This is a genomic window from Leifsonia sp. CL147 (assembly GCF_900114565.1).
Lineage (GTDB): Bacteria > Actinomycetota > Actinomycetes > Actinomycetales > Microbacteriaceae > Leifsonia.
Window position 1 is genome coordinate 146,542 of sequence record NZ_FOTM01000005.1, and the last position, 19,246, is coordinate 165,787.

Sequence of the window (19,246 nt, forward strand, 5' to 3'; positions counted from 1 at the left end):
GGCTCAGGCCGCCTCGTCCGCCAGCAGGCGCCGCACCACGGCGTCGGCGAGGAGCCGCCCCCGCAGAGTCAGCAGGATCGACCCGCGGAGGGCGGCTCTTCCGTCGATCAGGCCGTCCGCGATCAGGGCGGGGACCGCGCGACGGCCGGCGTCGACCAGCTCGCTCGTGCGCAAACCGTCGCGGATGCGGCTGAGGAGCAGCACCCGCTCCACCCGGCGCGTCTCGACGTCGAGCGTCTCGCGGCCGGCGGCGGGCGACTCCCCCACGAGCACCCGCTGGGCGTAGGCGGCGGGATGCTTCACGTTCCACCAGCGGACGCCGCCGACATGGCTGTGCGCACCCGGACCGATGCCCCACCAGTCGTGGCCCAGCCAGTAGGCGAGGTTGTGGCGGGAGCGGTGTGCCGCATCCCTCGCCCAGTTGCTCACCTCGTACCAGTCGTAGCCGGCCTGGGCGAGCCGCACGTCCGCCGACTCGTACATGTCCGCCTCGAGGTCGTCGTCCGGCTCGGCGACCTCCCCGGAGCGTATCTGGCGGGCGAGCTTGGTTCCGGGTTCGACGATGAGCGCGTAGGCCGACAGGTGGTCGGGCTCGCAGGCGAGCGCCGTGTCGAGGCTCCGGGACCAGTCGTCGAGCGACTCCCCCGGCGTGCCGTAGATGAGGTCCAGGCTCACCTGCAGGCCGGCGTCCCGCGCCCAGCCGACGACGAGGGGGATGCGCGCCGGATCGTGGGTGCGCTCCAGCGTGGCCAGCACGTGCGGGACAGCGGACTGCATCCCGAACGACACGCGGGTGAATCCGGCAGCTGCGAGGCGGCGGAGATCGTCCGCATCCACCGAGTCCGGGTTCGCCTCGGTCGTCACCTCGGCGCCGTCGGCGAGCCCCCACGCGTCACGGACCGCACCGAGCATCGCCGCGAGGTCGCCGGGCGGGAGCAGGGTCGGCGTGCCGCCGCCGAAAAACACCGTGGACACCGGCCGCTCGGGGATGCCGCTGTCGCGGAGGACGCCGGAGGCGAACTCCACCTCGCGGACCGCGTGACCGGCGTAGTCCGACTGCGAGACGCCGCGCAGCTCCGTCGCGGTGTAGGTGTTGAAGTCGCAGTACCCGCAGCGCACCCGGCAGAACGGGACGTGCAGGTACACACCGAAGTCGCGCGCCGACGCTCCGTCGGCGGCGGTCGCGGGCAGCAGGCCGTCGGAGGGCGCCGGATCGCCGAGCGGGAGAATGCTGGGCATCAGGCGGAGCTCGCGGGATGCAGCGCCCGCAGGTACTTCGCGGTGTACCGGCGCTGCACTATCGCAAGCACCGGCGAGCCGAGCCGGTAGAACGCATTGGAGGGCCGGGACAGCGCCCGCACGACGAACCACACCGTCCCGTCGTCGTGCTGCTCGACCAGGAACAGCTCCTCGCCGCTCTCGGGATGCCCTTTCAGCGTCCCGTACGCGAACCCGCGCCGGTGCGGTTCGTCGATGACGTACACGACCCGGATCGGCGCGGAGACGCGGAACGGGCCGAACGGGACCTTCAGCACCGCCGTCATCCCGTTGCGAACGAAGGGCGTGCCGTCATCCGAGAACACGTCCTCCTCGGGCCGGTTCTCGCGCATGCGGACCGGGGTGCCGTCCGCGCCGAACTCGATGCCCTCGTACTGGACCCCGGTGCCCTCGTTCACGTTCGTGACCTGGATGCCGCTGCCCTTCTGCACTCCCCAGGCCATCAGGGCGGTCGCCGCCGTCTCGAAGCGCTCGTCCCCGCTGCCGAGCCGGATGCTGCGCTCGAGCGGCTTGTATCCCTTGGGCGGGTAGTAGAGCAGGTCGGCCGCCTGGGTGCCTCCGACCGCCCCGTACGTGACGGGTTGGTCGGTGAACGTCGCGCGGCGCATGTATTCATCTTCCGTCATCTCGGGAGCGTTAGCGAAACGGGTCTCCCGTCCGGCCGCCGCGGGTGGTCTACTCGTAGAGAAGGAAGGACCAGGATGGGCACGATCGTGGTGCAGGCGTTCATCACCCTCGACGGCGTCGTGCAGGGCGGCGGAGGTCCGGACGAGGACCGTGAGCGCGGCTTCGATCTCGGCGGCTGGGCGATGGACTACGACGCTCAGCACGACACCGGCGAGGGCGGCGAGCTGATTCTGGAGTGGGAGCGGCGGACGCAGGCGCTCCTGCTCGGCCGCAAGACGTACGACATCTTCGCCGGTTCCTGGGGTGTCTGGGACGAGGCGGCACCGGGGCTCGAGGGAGAGCTGACGAAGCGGTACAACCGCATCCCGAAGTACGTCGCGTCCCGCACCCGCGGCGAGCTGGCCTGGAAGAACTCCTACCTGCTCGGTCCGGACGTCGCCGGCGCGGTCTCGCGCGTGCGCACCGAGGTGAGCGGCGAGATCCGGATCTGGGGCAGCACCGAGCTGGTGCGCACTCTCGCGGAGCACGACCTCATCGACGAGTACCGGCTCTGCGTCTATCCGCTGGTGCTCGGGACGGGCAAGAAGCTGTTCGGGAACGGCTTCCCCCGGTCTCGGCTCACGCTCCGCGACTCGCGGCGGCTGGCGTCGGGCGTCGTGGTGAACGCCTACCGACGCGGTTAGTCGCCTCTCTCGCCTACTTCTTCTCCGTGTCCTCAGAGCGAACACCTAGCGGCCTCCCAATTGGTGGAACGCTAGTGGCGGACCAGTACGTACACGATCGCTAGGACGACAATGGTCCCGATCAGCGCGGTCCAGAAGACTCTTCTTCGTCTGTTCACGGAGCACGCATTTCCCTAGGGTGCCCAAACGGATGCTGCATAACGAAGTAAAAGGAGAAAGCGATGACTAGAACCAACAGAACGATCAGCACTACCCGCTGAAATCCCTTGGGACGTTCCACTCTCACCACTCAAGCACCGAACGTGCCGCATTGCGAGGTCCTCCGCTCGCGGTCCCGAGCACCTGATCGTGCGCCCAGTACGCCACACGCGCCGCGCCGGGCGCCCGAACCGGCATGGCTTCGCCGTGTCCGCGTGGGTCTGAGGTTTTCAACAAATGGCGAAGCACTGGCGAGGCTGCACGCGCCAGCACAGCGCGGCGCACAACGGCCTGCGGCGGAAAAAGCCCACAAATCTAGCGGATCCGCGACTCCGGAACCGGTATTGGTTCTCGGCGTGTCGCGCTTGGAATGTCAGCGATAGCCGCGAAGATGGTCCTGGTAGCACGAGACCCCGAAGGCACACCGCTCAGGGAACGAGTCAGGGCTTCCGGGGTCTGGGCTGATCTTCTTGCCGGTCGATCTTCTCCAGACTAACCCTTCGACGGCGTCGTGAGGTGGAGATTCCACACGCGGCACGCCGGAGGGGGAAGCCTGAGTGCACCAGAGAGAAAACACTCATGGCCAGCAAGAACAATGGCTTCAAGCCAGGACAGACGGTGCCCACAAGCGGCCAGTGGGGGCTCGTCGGCCCCCGAGGCGGCAACACGGGCCAGGAAGTCACGTCGGTGAAGGGCGAGCCCTTCCCGCCGACGCCAAAGCCGCACATGACCTACAAGTTGAACGACAAGACGAAGTAGGTCACTGACGCAGAAGGCCCCCGATCGAGCGAGAAGCTCGGCGGGGGCCCTTTGTCGTACGAGACCCATTCCGTTCTAGCCCCCAAGCAGCGTCGTCAGGGCTGCATATATGTGCGTGTAGCCCAGAGCGACGTTCGCAGGTACTAGGACGGCAGTTCCCACGACAGTGATGAACTTGGCGATCGCCTTGACCCTGTCTCGAATTCCCGGGTTATTCCGCATCGCCTCGTACAGTTCCGGATCGCGTATCAGGCCGCCGAGGAAGCGCTCATACTCGCGCGTAACTCCCTCAGGACCTGTCAAGTGGAAAAGGTCAACGGACCGGATGATCGCGTGCGCGTACTCTGCGAAAGCCGCTGCAACGGGACCAGGCAAATTCGCCGCGAACGCCTCGTCGAGTATCTCTTGTGCTAGGCGGCGGACAGCCTCCAGCGGAGTCTCCGCTCCCGGCTCTGCCGTGTCGCCCTCGCCGGACACGCGATCGAAGCGGGACTCGTCATCGGCTTCCTCAACGCCCGCCGCGTGATTCAGCACCTGACTGCATGTTTCAAGGTCCGTAAGGTGTCCTCGGTCGAAAAGGTGCCGAGTCTGTCCGACCTGCATACCCGCGGCCCTCCAGGCGTGCGAAAGCACTTGCTCCGCCGGGGCGACCCCTCGAACGAGCTGGGCCTTGCCCGGGATCGGACGCCCTGGAAGCGCATCGACTCTGTCGCGCACCTGGCTGGGCAACGACAAAAGGGCGCCCATTCCCGCGAGGAAACGCGAGGGCTCTCCCTCGGCAGAGGAGCCCACGTAGCTGCCCCATGCGTCCACGAGCTGCATTTGATCCGGCGCGGCGAGTGTTGCCGACATGAACTCGTACAGGCGTCCGGCCGGATTAAGGAAATGCGGATTCGTCCCCATACCCACATCCTACGAACGCCCATGACAACTTCTCGACGCCCCGCTCACGCGCGAAAGGCCCCCCGGCCGAGCTTCTCGCTCAGTCGGGGGCCTTCGTCGTTATGCACAGCGCACAGTCCTCACTGCGGTTCCAGGACCCGCTCGATTCCGGAGCCGTCGCGCCCACGAGCGGCCAAGTGGGGCGACGACAGCGTGAAAGACGTGCGCTCAATGCAGGACGGATCCCCATCTCACATCGCCGTGCGCGAAGACAACCCTTCGGTTCCCTCCTGCCCACAGGTCGATCCATGTCGGCGACCCGTGCAGGTTGACGAAGACCGGTTCGCCGATCCCTGCCGAGTCGACGACCTCTTTCGACTCGAACCATTCGATCTCACATCCTGCGACTCCGTCACCGCCGCACCCGCACGCCTCGAAAGCCAGCAAGGCACCTGCCTTAACCGCCACTAGGGCCCGAGCAGGCGATATCTCGGTTTCGCGCAGGTCAAGACGAGAGCCGATCGGGTCGAAAAACTCTCCGGCTAGGTTGAACCTTCCCGGCCGGACCCCATGCGCGCCTCGAACTTCAGAACCTTGAGGGCGAAGGCGCGCGTCTGCGGCAATCTCACTGAATGTCGGCCTGAACTTTCGAACCACACGGCGATTCTCGCATCAGCGACGACGTACCATCGAGGAGGGCGTGTGTCGCTCACCCTCGGCTCGGAAGATGAGACTATTTTTTGCTGTCTTTGGACTTCTCCGTGTCGCCGGAGAGGGCGGCGATGAACGCTTCCTGGGGGACCTCGACGCGGCCGACCATCTTCATGCGCTTCTTGCCCTCCTTCTGCTTCTCGAGCAGCTTGCGCTTTCGCGTGATGTCGCCGCCGTAGCACTTGGCGAGGACGTCCTTGCGCATCGCGCGGATGTTCTCGCGAGCGATGATGCGCGCTCCGATGGCCGCCTGGATGGGGACCTCGAACTGCTGGCGCGGGATGAGCTCCCGCAGACGCGACGCCATCATCGTGCCGTAGGCGTAGGCCTTGTCGCGGTGGACGATCGCGCTGAACGCATCCACCGTCTCGCCCTGCAGCAGGATGTCGACCTTCACGAGGTCTGCGGCCTGCTCGCCGAACGGCTCGTAGTCGAGGGAGGCGTAGCCCGCGGTCTTGGACTTGAGCTGGTCGAAGAAGTCGAACACGATCTCGCCGAGGGGCATGGTGTAGCGGATCTCGACGCGGTCCTCACCGAGGTAGTCCATGCCGAGCAGCGAACCTCGGCGGCTCTGGCACAGTTCCATGATGACGCCGACGTAGTCCTTGGGCGCGAGGATGGCGGCCTTGACCACCGGCTCCTCGACCTTCTCGATCTTGCCGCCCGGGAACTCGCTCGGATTGGTCACCGTGACGGTCTTCTTGTCTTCGGTCGTGACCTCGTAGATCACGCTCGGCGCCGTGGTGATCAGGTCGAGGCCGAACTCGCGGGACAGGCGCTCGGTGATGATCTCGAGGTGCAGGAGGCCGAGGAAGCCGCAGCGGAAGCCGAACCCCAGCGCGACCGACGTCTCGGGCTCGTAGACGAGCGCGGCGTCCGAGAGCTTCAGCTTGTCGAGGGCCTCGCGCAACTCGGGGTAGTCGCTGCCGTCGATCGGGTACAGGCCCGAGAAGACCATCGGCTTCGGTTCCGTGTAGCCGGCCAGTGCCTGGGTCGCGGGCTTCGACGCCGTCGTGATGGTGTCGCCGACCTTGGACTGGCGGACGTCCTTCACCCCGGTGATCAGGTAGCCGACCTCACCGACGCTCAACCCCTGGGAGGGAGTCGGCTCCGGCGAGGACACGCCGATCTCCAGGATCTCGTGCGTGGCCCTGGTGGACATCATCTGGATGCGCTCGCGCGGCTTCAGGCTTCCGTCGACCATGCGCACGTAGGTGACCACGCCGCGATAGCTGTCGTAGACGGAGTCGAAGATCATCGCGCGGGCCGGCGCGTCGGCGACGCCGACCGGCGCCGGGATCTCGGCGACGACCCGGTCGAGGAGCGCTTCGACGCCCATCCCCGTCTTGCCGGACACGCGCAGCACGTCCTCCGGGCGGCCGCCGATGAGGCTGGCGAGCTCCTGCGAGTACTTCTCGGGGTCTGCGGCGGGCAGGTCGATCTTGTTCAGGACCGGGATGACGGTGAGGTCGTTCTCGAGGGCAAGGTAGAGGTTGGCGAGGGTCTGCGCCTCGATGCCCTGTGCCGCATCCACGAGCAGGATGGCGCCCTCGCAGGCTGCGAGCGAACGTGAGACCTCGTACGTGAAGTCGACGTGGCCGGGGGTGTCGATCATGTTGAGGGCGAACGGCCGGCCGTCGACCTCCCAGGGCATGCGGACGGCCTGGCTCTTGATCGTGATGCCGCGCTCGCGCTCGATGTCCATCCGGTCCAGGTACTGGGCACGCATGTCCCGGTCGGAGACCACACCGGTGATCTGCAGCATGCGGTCGGCCAGGGTCGACTTGCCGTGGTCGATGTGGGCGATGATGCAGAAATTGCGGAGGGAGGCCGGGTCGGTCGCGGCGGGCTCGAGGGCCTGGAGAGCTCGTGGTGACATCGTCCGGCCATTCTCCCATGAACCCCGGCGGCTGGGCGTCGCCCGCTCAGGCGAACCGCTCGGCGCGCTCCACGACCCGGCCCCGGCCGTCCTCCCAGCGGAAGACCTCGGCGCCCCGGATGTAGACGTGCTCGGCCCGGGAGGTGACATCCAGCGGATCGCCCGACCAGATCACCACGTCGCCGTCGAGGCCCGGGGTCAACGAGCCGACCCGGTCGTCGAGGCGGAGGAACGCAGCCGGGTTCACGGTCAGCGCCTCCAGCGCCGTCTCGCGCGGCAGTCCGTCCTTCACGGCGAGGGCGGCCTGGTACACGAGGAAGTTGATCGGGACGACCGGGTGATCCGTCGTGATGGCGACCCGGACGCCCGCCTTCGCCAAGGTCGCGAGGTTCGCGATGGCGCGGTCGCGCAGCTCGACCTTCGAGCGCGAGGTGAACATGGGGCCGAAGATGACGGGGATGTCGCGCTCGGCCAGAACGTCCGCGATCTTGTGCGCCTCGGTCCCGTGGTTGACCACGAGACGGTAGCCGAACTCGTCCGCCAATCGCAGAGCTGTGGCGATGTCGTCGTGGCGGTGCGTGTGCTGATCCCACGCCAGCTCGCCGTCCAGCACGCGCACGAGGGTCTCCAGCGCCAGGTCGCGGTCGAACGGCTTGCCCTCCAGCAGGGCGTCATCGCGCTTCGCCCGGTAGTTCTGGGCGGCCACGAACGCCTCGCGGATGACCATCGCAACACCCAGCCGGGTGCTCGGCGTGACGTTCTTGGCTCCGTACACCCTCTTCGGGTTCTCGCCGAGCGCCGACTTGACGCTCACCGCCTCGTGGATCACCTGCTCGTCGATGGTCCGACCGCCCCAGGTCTTGATGGCCACCGTCTGCCCGCCGATCGGATTGCCCGACCCCGGCTTGACGACGACCGACGTGACGCCTCCGGAGAGCGCATCCCGGAATCCCTCGTCGTCGATGTTGATCGCGTCGATCGCCCGGACCGCTGCCGTGTTCGGTGTCGTCATCTCATTGGTGTCGTCGCCAGCGGGCCCGTTCGCCTCCTCGTGGATGCCGACGTGGCCGTGCGCCTCGATGAAGCCGGGGAGCACCCAGCGGCCCGCCGCATCCACCACGGTCACACCGTCGGGAACCGCGACATCGCTCGCCGGGCCGACCGCTTGGATGACACCGTCCTGGATGAGGACGACGCCGTTCTCGATGGGCTCCTGGGCCACGGGGACGACATAACCGTTGACGATGGCGATGCTGGTGCTGGTCATGGATCGAGCCTACGCGGGACATGACCGCAGCCCACCGGAGCGGGAGATCTGGGGAATGTCCGCGGCGTCGTCGCGTTGTGGACGATATGAACGTTCTCCTCACCGGCGCGACCGGCTTCATCGGAACCTCCGTCCTGCCCCGGCTCCTCGACGAGGGCCACACCGTCACCGCTCTCGTCCGCGACCAGGACAAGGCGAACGCCGTCCAGGCGGCGGGCGCCACCCCGCTGGTGGGAGACGCCGGCGACGCAGCCTTCGTCCAGCACGCTGCACAGGAAGCGGACGGCGTCATCCACCTGGCGTCCTCCCGGGAGGTGGATGCTGTGCTCGTCCCCGCCGTCCTGGCGGCCCTCGCGGGCTCGGACAAGCCGTTCGTCCACACCGGCGGCATCTGGACGTACGGCTCGAACGACGACATCACCGAGGACGCGCCGGCCGACCCGCCGGCGATCACCGCCTGGCGTACCAGCGGTGAGGGCGCGGTCCTCGGCGCCGCCGACGTCCGCGGCATGGTGGTCGTTCCGTCGATCGTCTACGGGCACGGAAAGGGACTGCCGAACCTGATCGTGGACGCGCCCCGCGCCGATGGTGCGATGCCGGCCCTGCGGTTGATCGGCGACGGCACGCAGCACTGGGCGACCGTGCACGTCGACGATCTCGCGGCGCTGTACGTGCTCGCGTTGGAGCACGGGAGCGCCGGGGAGAGGTACATCGGCGCCGGCGGTCAGAACCCGACCGTGCGCGAGCTGGGCGAGGTCGCCGCTCAAGCCGCCGATGTGGCCGGCGGCGTGCTGCCCGAGCCGGTGGAGGAGACCCGGTCCCGTCTCGGCGCACTGCTCGCCGATGCGCTGCTGCTCGACCAGCAGGCGCGCGGCATCAAGCCACGGATCGACCTCGGCTGGGAGCCGAACGGTCCCGCTTTGCTGGAAGAGCTGCTCGTCGGCTCGTACGCGCCGGCCCGCGTATAGCAGCCGAAGCCCCGGAGATATGCATCGTTTTGCCGGGACCGGGTCGTCGCTGGTAATGTTGTTTGTTGGCTTGCGTGTGGATGTGTCCGCACGAAACGCCGCAAGGCGCCCTCTCCGCTGAGCGGCACATCCCTAACTCATCCACAACGAAAGTGACCACTCGTGGCAAACATCAAGTCGCAGATCAAGCGCAACGGCACCAACAAGAAGGCGCAGGAGCGCAACAAGGCCGTCAAGAGCCAGCTCAAGACCGCCATCCGCGCGACCCGTGAGGCCGTCGTCGCCGGCGACAAGGAGAAGGCGACCGCGGCGCTGCGTCTCGCCGCCAAGAAGATCGACAAGGCGGCCAGCAAGGGCGTCATCCACAAGAACCAGGCGGCGAACCGCAAGTCGGCCATCGCCAAGCAGGTCGCCGCGCTCTAAGCAGCGACCGCCCGCGGGCCCTGTCCCGCGCCGCTAGCGAGCCCCCGTTCCGGACCATCGGTCCGAGCGGGGGCTCGCTGCATGTGCGCCCGGGCCTCGGGCGGGCCTGCGCTCAAGCGCGGCCCCACGCCGGCTCCGTCGCCGCCGGGGGCGGACGGACCGGCCCCTCGGTCGCGGCCGCGGGCAGCCGGACCGACCCCTCAGTCGCGGCCGCGGGCACTGATGATGCGGATCATGCGCTCCAGTGCGAAGACGGGGTCGCGGCCGCCGCCTTTGACATTGGCGTCGGTCTCGGCGAGCAGTTCGATGCAACGGCCGAGGCCGTCCTCGGTCCAGCCCTGGAGGTCACGGCGTGCACGGTCCACCTGCCAGGGGGCGAGGCCGAACTGCTGAGCCAGCTGTCCGGAGCCGCCGCGAGAGCCGGAGACCTTGGCCATGGTGCGGAGTTTGCTCGCGAATGCGGCTACCATCGGCACCGGGTCGGCTCCGGATGCGAGGGCGTGACGCATCGTGACGAGCGCCTCGCCGTGGCGCCCCGCGATGGCAGCGTCGGCCACCTGGAACGCGTTCGTCTCGACCCGTCCGCGGTAGTACTTGTCGACGGTGGCCTCGCTGATCTGCTCGGCCGAATCGGACAGCAGTTGCTGGCACGCCGCCGCGAGCTCGGCCAGATCGTCGGAGAACGCCGAGGTGATCGCGCGGAGCGCGCCCGGTGTGACCTTGCGCCCGGCCGCGGCGAACTCCGCCTGTGCGAAGTCGTACTTCTCCGCGTCCTTCTTCAGTTCGGCGCACACCACCTCGATCCCGCCGCCAGAGCCGGCCCGGATCGCGTCGAGCAGCTTCTTGCCGCGCACACCGCCGCCATGCCGGAGGGTCACGACGGTGCCGTCGGCCGGTTCGTCCAGGTAGCGGAGCATGTCGGCGAGGAACGCGTCGTTGCACTTCTCGACCGCCTCCACGCGGATGAGCCGCGGCTCGTCGAACAGGGAGGGGCTCGCGAGGGTGAGCAGTTCTCCGGGTGCGTAGTCGCCCGCGTGCAGGTCGCTGATCTCGAGGCTGGGATCAGCAGCCTTGAGCGTGTCCCGCAGCGTCCGGATCGCCCGCTCGGCGAGGAACGATTCCGCTCCGCTGACGAGAACCACCGGTGCCGCGCGCACCTGGTTCCACGGAACCTGCGGAATCGCGCTTGCGGCGGCGCGGGTCTTGGACGCACCGCTTCTGCTGCTGCCTCTGGTCGCCACGTTCCTCCTCGTTCGTATCCAGGATAGAGGCGACCACCGGCAGTGTCCGCGGCCTGCCGTTCGCTCCAGACACTCATGCCCGGCGACCCCGGCGAGCCCGGCGACACGAGCAGCAGCCCCTGCTCGTCGGTGCGGGCCATCGCGGTGCCGTCGTCCCTGAGGATCTGCAGAGCACGCCGGGTCGGATGGCCGTAGCCGTTGTCCACACCGACGGAGATCAGCCCGAGGCGCGCGCCGAGCGCTCGATAGAACGCCGGGCTCTGGTCCGCCGAGCCGTGGTGAGCAACTTTCACCAGATCGACCGGACGGACCGCGCCGGTGGCGAGAAGTGCGTCCTGCGCCTCCTCTCCGAGGTCGCCGAGAAAGATCGAGCGGATTCCCCTCCCCTCCGCCTCGATCGTGAGGCTGCCCGCGTTGCCGGTGTCCGTTCCGGCGGGTGTCTCGCCGGGCCCCGGCGGCCAGAGGAGCCGCCAGCTGAGTTCTCCGAGATGGCCGGAGAGTCCCGCGTGGCCCTGCTCGATCGGAACGCCGGCCGAGCGAAGGATGGCGAGGGTCCGCTCGTCGGCGTCGCGCACCGGGCGTTGGACGATGGCGCGCTGCGCCCGGGACGCGACACCGGCCACTCCCCCGACGTGGTCCGCATCGAAGTGGGTGAGGAGCAGGAAGTCCAGCCGGGTGATGCCGAGGCGGTCGAGGCAGGCGGCCGCCGGCTCCGGCTTCCGCCCGACGTCGATCATGCCGACCGCATCCCCGTCGCGCAGCAGGAGTCCGTCACCCTGACCGACATCGCAGGCCGCAATCTGCCAATCGGCAGGGATCGCGAGGGCGCGGCCAGCGACGCCTCCGCCCAGGGCGCCGACATAGACGACGGCACCTGCGCACAGCGCCACGATCGCTGTCGCCGACACCGCGCGCGGTGCGCCCCTGGCCAGGACGAGCACGGCCACCGCGACGAGGATGCCGGCGCTTGACAGGACGCCGAGCAGTCCGGGCGCCCAGGGAAGCGCCGCACCGGGCAGGCTGCTGGCGAACGAGGCCACCTGTGCGATCCAGGCCGACGGAATCCACGCGAGCCGGACGAGCGCATCGCCGAGGCCGGGCGCCCACGGAAGCACGGCGCAGGCGAGGCACCCGAGGACCGTCGCCACGGGTGCGGCGGGCTCCGCCAGCAGGTTCGCCGGTATCCCGAGGAGGGGGATGGTCGGCGTCAGGAGGATGAGGACCGGTTGGCACGCCAGTTGAGCCGCGGTGGGAACGGCCACGGCCAGCGCGAGCGAGCGTGGCATCCAGCGGGCGAACATCCTGCCGAGCGGGCCGGCCAGCACGAGCAGGCCGGCGGTCGCCAGGGCGGAGAGAGCGAAACCGTAGTCCCGGGCGAGCCACGGATCGTGGATGACGAGCACGATCAGTGCGAGAGAGAGGGCCGGCACGCCGTCGGCCGGACGCCCGCGCGCCAGTCCGATGAGGAGCACCGCCGCCATCGCGGCGGCCCGGATGACGCTCGCGCCCGGTCCGACGAGCGCCACGAAGCCCAGCAGAGCAAGCGCCGCGGCGACGACCCGTGCGCGACGGCCGAACCCGACGAGGCGCGCCAGGGCGAAGACCAGAGCGATCACCAGGGCGCAGTTCGCGCCGGACACGGCCGTGAGATGACTGAGCGATGAAGCCTTCATCGCCGCGTCGAGCTCGGCGGAGACAGCGGTCTCGTCGCCGATGGCGAGACCAGGCAGGAGCGCTCCGCCATCGCCGGCGGTGGTGGCCGCAGCTGCTGCGAAGTCGGTTCGCACCGCCCCGGCCCAGGACAGCCACGGCGGCGGAGCCTCGACGAGTGCGACGGCGTTCCGGCCGACGGCACGGATCGTGTAGCTGGTCGCCTCTCCTGGTTCGTTCCGCTGCACCGCACCGTTGACCCGGAGGACGGCGCCCAGGGCGTCCCTGCGCGCCTCCTGCTCGCTCCCGCCGAATCGGACGGACACCGGGATCGAAGCCGAGCCTCCCACCGTTCGGCCGCGGAGTGCCCACTGCGCGTCTCCCCCGAAGCCGGTGCCCCTGGGCTGCGGCGCCCTGTCCACGCGAACGAGCACCTGCACCTGCTCGGAGTGGTCGGCCAGGGCGTCCAGTTCGGCGGAGAGGCGGCCCGGAGCCTGCGCCGCCACGATCGCCGACCCGACGGCGACGGCTGCCAGCAGCGTTGCGATCAGCGGCAGGAAGGCGCCGCGGAGACGACGCCGCGTCGCGATGGACACGATGCCGAGGCCGGCGAGCGTACCCGCGGCGGCGACCGCGGTGAGAATCGCGACCACGGCTGCGAACTGCGGTATGCCGATCAGCACGCCGCATGCGATCCACAGTGCCACCGCAGGAAGCGCGAGCCGGAGGTCCGGCATCAGACCACCAGCCGATCCTTGAGGCCGTCGAACAGCTTCTGACCGATGCCCGAGACCTTCAACAGGTCGGACGCCTGCGCGAAGCGGCCGTTGGCCTGCCGCCAGTCGAGGATCCGCTGCGCAAGCGCGGGGCCGATGCGCGGCAGCGTCTCCAGCTCGGCTGCGCTCGCCGTGTTGAGATTCACGGGTCCGGCGACCGGCGCCGCGTCGGGGCCCGCGCCGCCCGTCACCGCGGTGCCGCCCACGAGCGGCGGCTCCCCCACGCGGCGGACCACCAGCTGCTCTCCGTCGGCCACCGGTCGCGCGAGGTTGATCGCCGCGGGATCCGCATCGTCGGCCATGCCGCCCGCCGCGGCCACCGCATCCACGACCCGCGCCCCCGGGCCGAGCGAGACCAGACCGGGCTTGCGAACGGCGCCCGTGACATGCACGAGGATGGTGGCCCGGGGCGAGCCGCTCGGCACCGGAACGCCCAACGGAGGCGCGGACGACGAGAACGAACCGCCGAACCCCGTCGGAACCCCGACCGATGTGCCGCGCTGCGCGGTCGCGGAGACGAGGACGGCCACCACTGCGGCGACGATGAGCAGCACCACCGCCGCACCGACGCCCACGCGCAGACCCCGGGATGCGCGTCCGTCGGGAGCCGCGTCCTGCGGGTCTACGGCGGGGAGGTCGGCGTGGTGTGGCATCCCTCCACGGTAGGAATCACGGCGATCCGACGGCCGGATACGAACGAATCAGTGGAGAAACAGCGAGAGCGCCGGGCTGTGGACGACATCCCGGCGCTCGCGCACGACCTCAGCCGCGCGGCTTGGTCGCGATGTTGACCAGGCGCGGCGCGCGGACGATCACGTTCACGATCTCGCGGTCGCCGACCGACCGGCGCACCGCATCCAATCCCCGGGCGATCCCTTCGAGCTCGTCGGACGAGATCTTCGGCGACACGTCGAGCCGGTCGCGGACCTTGCCGTCGACCTGCACCACTGCCGTGACGGACTCCTCGATCAGCAGGGTCGGGTCGGGCTTCCGCCACTGCGCCAGCGCGACGGACGGCTCATAGCCGAGCTTGCTCCACATGTCCTCGGCGGTGTACGGCGCGAACAGGTTCAGCGCCATCGTGACCACCTCGGCGGCCTCGCGCACGGCAGCGTCGGCCGGGCCCACGCCGGTGTCGATCGCCTTGCGCGTCGCGTTGACCAGCTCCATCAGGCGTGCGACGACGACATTGAACTTGAACGACTCCACCAGACCCGGCGCATCCGCCAGGAAACGGTGCGTGATCCGGCGCAGGGCCGGGTCGCCGGTCTTCCACACGACGTCCGGAGCGCTCGTCACGTCATCCGCGATGCGCCACGCGCGTGCCAGGAACTTCGCGCTGCCCGACGGCGACACGTCCGCCCAGTCGATGTCGTCCTCCGGCGGACCCGCGAACGCCATCGTGAGGCGCACCGCGTCCACGCCGTGCTCGTCCAGCTGCTCGGACAGTTTCACCAGGTTGCCCCGCGACTTGGACATCGCGGACCCGTCCATCAGCACCAGGCCCTGGTTCAGCAGCGCCGTGAACGGCTCCGTGAAGCTGATGTACCCCAGATCGAACAGCACCTTGGTCACGAAGCGCGCATACAGCAGGTGCAGGATGGCGTGCGACACGCCGCCCACGTACTGGTCGACCGGGGCCCACTTCTCGGCCTCGCGCGGGTCGAACGCCTGCGTGTCGTCCTGCGGCGAGAGGAAGCGCAGGAAGTACCAGGAGCTGTCGACGAAGGTGTCCATCGTGTCCGTGTCGCGCTTCGCCGGACCGCCGCAGCTCGGGCAGGCGACATTGACCCAGTCGGTCGCCGCCCCCAGCGGGCTGGTGCCCTTCGGCTGCAGGTCCAGGCCTTCCGCGGGCGGCAGCTCCACGGGCAGCTCCGACTCCGGCACCGGGACCTCGCCGCACTCCTCGCAGTGGATGATCGGGATGGGCGTGCCCCAGTACCGCTGGCGCGAGATCAGCCAGTCACGCAGCCGGAAGTTCTTCGCGGGCGCCCCCAGCTTCGATGCCTGCAGCGCCTCCGTCACGCGACGAATCGCGTTCGACTTGCTCAGACCGTCGAACGGCCCCGAGTTGATCAGGCGCCCCTCGCCCGTCAGCGCCACACCGGTCTCGGCGGGGCTCTCGAGCGCCGCCTCCTCGGGCAGGATCGGCTCGCCGGTCTTCGGGTCCGTGTGGATCACCGGGATCGCTCCCGTCACGGGTTGCGTGGTGTCCACGACGATCCGGACCGGCAGGTCGAAGGCGCGCGCGAAGTCGAGGTCGCGCTGGTCGTGTGCCGGCACGGCCATGATCGCGCCGTGGCCGTAGTCGCTCAGGACGTAGTCGGCCGCCCAGATCGGGATGCGCTCCCCCGTCAGCGGGTTCACCGCGTGCCGCTCCAGGAAGACGCCCGTCTTCTCGCGCTCGGTGTTGAGGCGGTCCATCTCGGTGGTGCCGCGCACCACATCCAGATAGTCGTCGAAGCGCTTGCGGACCTCGGGACGCGCGCCCTCGATGAGCTCGGCGGCCAGGTCGGAGTCGGGGGCGACCACCATGAACGTCACGCCGTACAGCGTGTCCGGACGGGTCGTGTAGACGGTGACGGGCTCGTCCCGGTCCTCGATTCTGAAGGTCACATCCGCGCCGGTGGAGCGTCCGATCCAGTTGCGCTGCATCGAGATGACCTTCGAGGGCCAGGCGCCCTCCAGCTGGTTCAGGTCGTCCAGCAGGCGGTCCGCGTAGTCGGTGATGCGGAAGTACCACTGCGTCAGCTTCTTCTTCGTGACCAGGTTGTCGCAACGCTCGCAGCGTCCGTTCACGACCTGCTCGTTCGCCAGCACGGTCTGGTCGAACGGGCACCAGTTGACCTGGCTCGCCTTGCGGTACGCCAGGCCCTTCTCGTACAGCTTCAGGAACAGCCACTGGTTCCAGCGGTAGTACGCCGGGTCGCAGGTCTGCAGGACGCGGTCCCAGTCGAAGCTGGGCGCGTAGCGGCGCATGCTCGCCTTCTGCTGCGCGATGTTGTCGTACGTCCAGCCGCGCGGGTCGAGGCCCCGCTTGATCGCGGCGTTCTCTGCGGGCAGGCCGAAAGCGTCCCATCCGATCGGATGCAGCACGTTGAAGCCCTGCTGCCGCCAGTAGCGCGCGACGACGTCGCCCAGCGCATACGCCTCGGCGTGGCCCATGTGCAGGTCGCCGGACGGGTACGGGAACATGTCGAGGATGTACTTGCGTGGCCGCTTGTCCGCAGGGTCATCGGTCGCGAAGGGGCGCAGTTCATCCCAGATCGGAAGCCACTTGTCCTGAATGGCGCCGAAGTCGTACTGCTCGCCCGGCGCCTGCTCTGCGGTCGCTCGGGTGCTCGTCGGCTGGGGGATGCTCGCTGTCGTGCTGCCGGCTGCGTCGTGCTCGTGTGCCACGTGACTCTCAATCTCGGTTGCCTCGCGCCGCGGCTGGGATTTCGGCGGCACGGAAGAGTGTCGGGCGACGAGACGCCCGGACTCCCAGCGTACTAAACCTCGGCACGGTCCCGTCCGTTCCCGCCCCGGTTCGCCGGAGCCCCTCAGCTAGCAAGGCCGGCCGCAGCGAACAGCGCCCGGGCCTTCACGCGCACCTCCTCCAGCTCTTCCGAAGGAACGGAGAGCGCCGTGATGCCGCCACCGGCGCCGATCGTGGCGACGCCGTCGGCGAAATGGATGCTGCGGATCACCATCGCGAGGTCGGCCGTGCCGTCGAGTGCGAGGTAGCCGAAGCATCCGGCGAAGGCGCCCCGCGGGCCGTTCTCGAGCCGATGCAGGATGCGCATGGCGCTCAGCTTCGGCGCTCCGGTCATCGAGCCGGCCGGGAAGCACGCGGCCACCGCATCCATCGCCGTGAGTCCCGCCCGGAGCCGTCCTTCGACGGTCGACACCAGCTGGTGCACCTGCGCATAGCTCTCCACCGCCAGCAGGTGGCTCACCTCGACGGATCCCACCTCGCAGACCCGCCCCAGGTCGTTGCGCATGAGATCGACGATCATGACGTTCTCCGCGCGCTCCTTCTCGCTCGCCTCGAGTTCGGCGCGGAGCTCGAGATCGGCGGCGACCGTCGCGCCACGTGGCCGCGTGCCCTTGATCGGCCGGGTGCGCACTCGTCTGTGCGCGTCCATCCGGAGGAACTCCTCGGGCGACGAGCTCACCAGCGACTCCCCAGCGATCCGGACGAACCCGCCGTACGGCGCCGGACTCGCCCTCCGCAGGCGCAGGTGCACGGCGAGCGGATCGGCGCCGGTGTGAGCCGAGGCCTGGTTGGTGAGACAGAGCTGGTACGCGTCGCCGGCGCGGATGGCGGCCCGGCAGGCGTCGATGGCGGCGAGGTAGGCGGTGTCGTCGTGGCGCCAGCGGGCCGTCGCTGCGGGGACGGGGCGGGCCGACTCGTAGAGGCGAGCCGAGTCGCGGATGGCAGGGCTACCGAGGGTGCGGACGACCTCGTCCGACCAGGCGCGGCCGGCCGCGTCGTCGGGGGCCACGATGACGACGGACCGGGACGCGTGCTCGAAAGCGAGGAGACGGTCCACCAGGAGGAAGGCGGCATCGACGGGCGGCTTCGTCCCCGGGGAGGCGGCTGCCGGGAGCGCGACGGGCGCTCCGGCCGCCGCGGCGCCGGCCTCGTACCCGAGCCGGCCCCACCATCCGATGGGATGACCGGACGGTTCGGGATGGCGCCGTGCGGTCAGATCCTCGCGCAGCGCATCCAGAATGTCGCCGGGCGAGGTCACTCCCGCGACCGTCACCGTCCCGCCGGCGACGGACGAGGTTGCGGAGAGGGTCCCGGTCCCGATGAAGGACCGGCCGTCCACCGCCTCCGGCCCGCTGTCCAGCCATGCCGCATCTACGTCGGAAGCACCGTAGAGCGCGACGAACGCGTCCGCCGGGTCGACCCAGGTGTCGAGGGGCTGCACGCGGAGCGGGAGGACCACCGGGCTAGCCTAGGCGAATGGACGCGCGCAGCACCGAACCGGTCAGCACCCTCGCCGATTGGGCCGGTGGCGAGTTGCGCGTCCGCGACGACTGCGAGCTGGTCGAGACGGAGCTGCTGGGGGCGGACTCGTTCCTCGTGCGGGACGGACGTGTGCTCGCGCTCGGCCTCCATCGGGGGCGGTTCCTGGAGACCGCGCGCGAGCAGGGCTTCCCCGACCGCCGTGAGCTGGAGGCGTTCTGGGAGGCGGGGACCGCATCCCTTCCGTCGGAGGGAGCCTGGTTTCCGCGGTTCGAACTGGTGCGCGCGAGAGGCGCACTGCGGCTGCGGTTCCGTCTCCGGACCGCGCCTCCGCTGACGAACACGCTCGTCGTGGCGACGGCCGAGACCGATCCGCGTCGCGCGCCGCAGCTGAAGGGCCCGGACATCGACCGGCTCAGCGCGCTCCGGCAGAAGGCGCAGCGGCACGGGGCGCAGGAGGCCGTGATCCTCGACGGCGGACGCGTCTCGGACGGCGCCACCACCGCGCTCCTCTGGTGGCGCGGCGAGACGCTCTTCGCGCCTCCACTGTCCCTGCCCCGGGTGGACAGCGTGGCCGCACGAACCGTCCGCGGGATCGCGGCGGCGCTCGGCGTACCGGTCGAGGAGGAGGCGGTGCGGCCGGCGGAGTTGGCTGGCGCGGTGCTCTGGGCGGTCAACGCACTGCACGGCATCCGGGCGGTCACCGCCTGGGTGGACGGTCCGGCGCTCGCGCTCGACCCCGCGCGGACGGACGCGTGGCGTGCGCGCTTCGCGGCCCTCGCGCGCCCGGTGCGCTAGCGCGCGTCCCGGGAGTCCGCCCGGCCGGCGTCGGGCGCCGCACGCGCGCGAGACCTGCCGAAGTGCTCGTTGTTGCAGGCGACACGCCGCCCAGGGGTGCAACTACGAGCACCTCGGCACCGAAGGCGCCGAACACCGGAGTGTGCGAG

Annotated in this window: 14 protein-coding genes and 1 pseudogene; 5 read left to right on the forward strand and 10 right to left on the reverse strand. The window is 69.6% G+C overall.

Features of this window, described 5'->3' with window-relative positions; all coding sequences use genetic code 11:
- Positions 1-3 precede the first annotated feature (3 nt).
- Both hemW and BM287_RS06655 read right to left on the reverse strand, forming a co-directional pair.
- Complete coding sequence (hemW, locus tag BM287_RS06650) at positions 4-1,239, reverse strand: radical SAM family heme chaperone HemW (protein ID WP_090037178.1); 1,236 nt, start codon at positions 1,237-1,239, stop codon at positions 4-6.
- The gene (locus BM287_RS06655; RefSeq protein ID WP_244527973.1) at positions 1,239-1,904 is read right to left on the reverse strand and encodes a DUF1990 family protein; all 666 of its coding nucleotides are present in this window, start codon (positions 1,902-1,904) and stop codon (positions 1,239-1,241) included. The genes hemW and BM287_RS06655 overlap by 1 nt, the downstream gene beginning before the upstream one ends.
- A 75-nt stretch (positions 1,905-1,979) precedes the next feature.
- On the opposite strand from BM287_RS06655, the gene BM287_RS06660 reads away from it, so the two are divergent.
- Positions 1,980-2,588, forward strand: coding sequence for a dihydrofolate reductase family protein (locus BM287_RS06660; RefSeq protein WP_090037182.1), 609 nt, complete (start codon positions 1,980-1,982; stop codon positions 2,586-2,588).
- 777 nt (positions 2,589-3,365) lie between these two features.
- On the forward strand, positions 3,366-3,545 hold the full coding sequence (locus tag BM287_RS06665) for a hypothetical protein (RefSeq protein WP_090037184.1): 180 nt from the start codon (positions 3,366-3,368) through the stop codon (positions 3,543-3,545).
- A gap of 75 nt (positions 3,546-3,620) precedes the next feature.
- On the opposite strand, the gene BM287_RS06670 is transcribed toward BM287_RS06665, so the two are convergent.
- The 3 genes from BM287_RS06670 to BM287_RS06685 all read right to left on the reverse strand — a co-directional run bounded on the left by BM287_RS06670 (position 3,621) and on the right by BM287_RS06685 (position 8,284).
- Positions 3,621-4,448 carry a hypothetical protein gene (locus BM287_RS06670; RefSeq protein ID WP_090037185.1) on the reverse strand — a complete coding sequence of 276 codons (828 nt, stop codon included), beginning with the start codon at positions 4,446-4,448 and terminating at the stop codon, positions 3,621-3,623.
- Between the two features lie 712 nt (positions 4,449-5,160).
- Positions 5,161-7,017: a translation elongation factor 4 gene (lepA, locus tag BM287_RS06680; RefSeq protein WP_090037189.1), complete on the reverse strand. Its 1,857-nt coding sequence runs from the start codon at positions 7,015-7,017 to the stop codon at positions 5,161-5,163.
- Positions 7,018-7,063: 46 nt separating this feature from the next.
- Positions 7,064-8,284: an amidohydrolase gene (locus tag BM287_RS06685; RefSeq protein WP_090037191.1), complete on the reverse strand. Its 1,221-nt coding sequence runs from the start codon at positions 8,282-8,284 to the stop codon at positions 7,064-7,066.
- Positions 8,285-8,370: 86 nt separating this feature from the next.
- Here BM287_RS06685 and BM287_RS06690 point away from each other — a divergent pair, with 86 nt between their 5' ends.
- On the forward strand, positions 8,371-9,252 hold the full coding sequence (locus BM287_RS06690; RefSeq protein WP_090037193.1) for an NAD-dependent epimerase/dehydratase family protein: 882 nt from the start codon (positions 8,371-8,373) through the stop codon (positions 9,250-9,252).
- A gap of 162 nt (positions 9,253-9,414) precedes the next feature.
- Positions 9,415-9,675 (forward strand): 30S ribosomal protein S20, encoded by a 261-nt coding sequence (gene rpsT, locus BM287_RS06695; protein WP_090037195.1) that lies wholly within the window; start codon positions 9,415-9,417, stop codon positions 9,673-9,675.
- 200 nt (positions 9,676-9,875) lie between these two features.
- Here the strand turns inward: rpsT and holA are convergent, their stop codons facing one another.
- From holA to BM287_RS06720, 5 genes and pseudogenes are all read right to left on the reverse strand, one after another.
- Complete coding sequence (gene holA, locus BM287_RS06700; RefSeq protein ID WP_244527975.1) at positions 9,876-10,916, reverse strand: DNA polymerase III subunit delta; 1,041 nt, start codon at positions 10,914-10,916, stop codon at positions 9,876-9,878.
- A 449-nt stretch (positions 10,917-11,365) separates the two neighbouring features.
- Positions 11,366-13,303: pseudogene (locus BM287_RS18215) on the reverse strand (ComEC/Rec2 family competence protein); the annotation flags it as partial.
- Positions 13,303-13,995 (reverse strand): ComEA family DNA-binding protein, encoded by a 693-nt coding sequence (locus BM287_RS06710; protein WP_090037201.1) that lies wholly within the window; start codon positions 13,993-13,995, stop codon positions 13,303-13,305. The gene BM287_RS06710 and the pseudogene BM287_RS18215, both read right to left, overlap by 1 nt.
- A 109-nt stretch (positions 13,996-14,104) precedes the next feature.
- Complete coding sequence (leuS, locus tag BM287_RS06715) at positions 14,105-16,699, reverse strand: leucine--tRNA ligase (RefSeq protein WP_170857463.1); 2,595 nt, start codon at positions 16,697-16,699, stop codon at positions 14,105-14,107.
- 185 nt (positions 16,700-16,884) lie between these two features.
- Positions 16,885-18,279 carry an anthranilate synthase component I family protein gene (locus tag BM287_RS06720; RefSeq protein ID WP_090037205.1) on the reverse strand — a complete coding sequence of 465 codons (1,395 nt, stop codon included), beginning with the start codon at positions 18,277-18,279 and terminating at the stop codon, positions 16,885-16,887.
- Between the two features lie 17 nt (positions 18,280-18,296).
- Between BM287_RS06720 and BM287_RS06725 the strand changes: the two genes are divergently transcribed.
- The gene (locus tag BM287_RS06725) at positions 18,297-19,097 is read left to right on the forward strand and encodes an aminotransferase class IV (RefSeq protein ID WP_090037207.1); all 801 of its coding nucleotides are present in this window, start codon (positions 18,297-18,299) and stop codon (positions 19,095-19,097) included.
- Positions 19,098-19,246 lie beyond the last annotated feature (149 nt).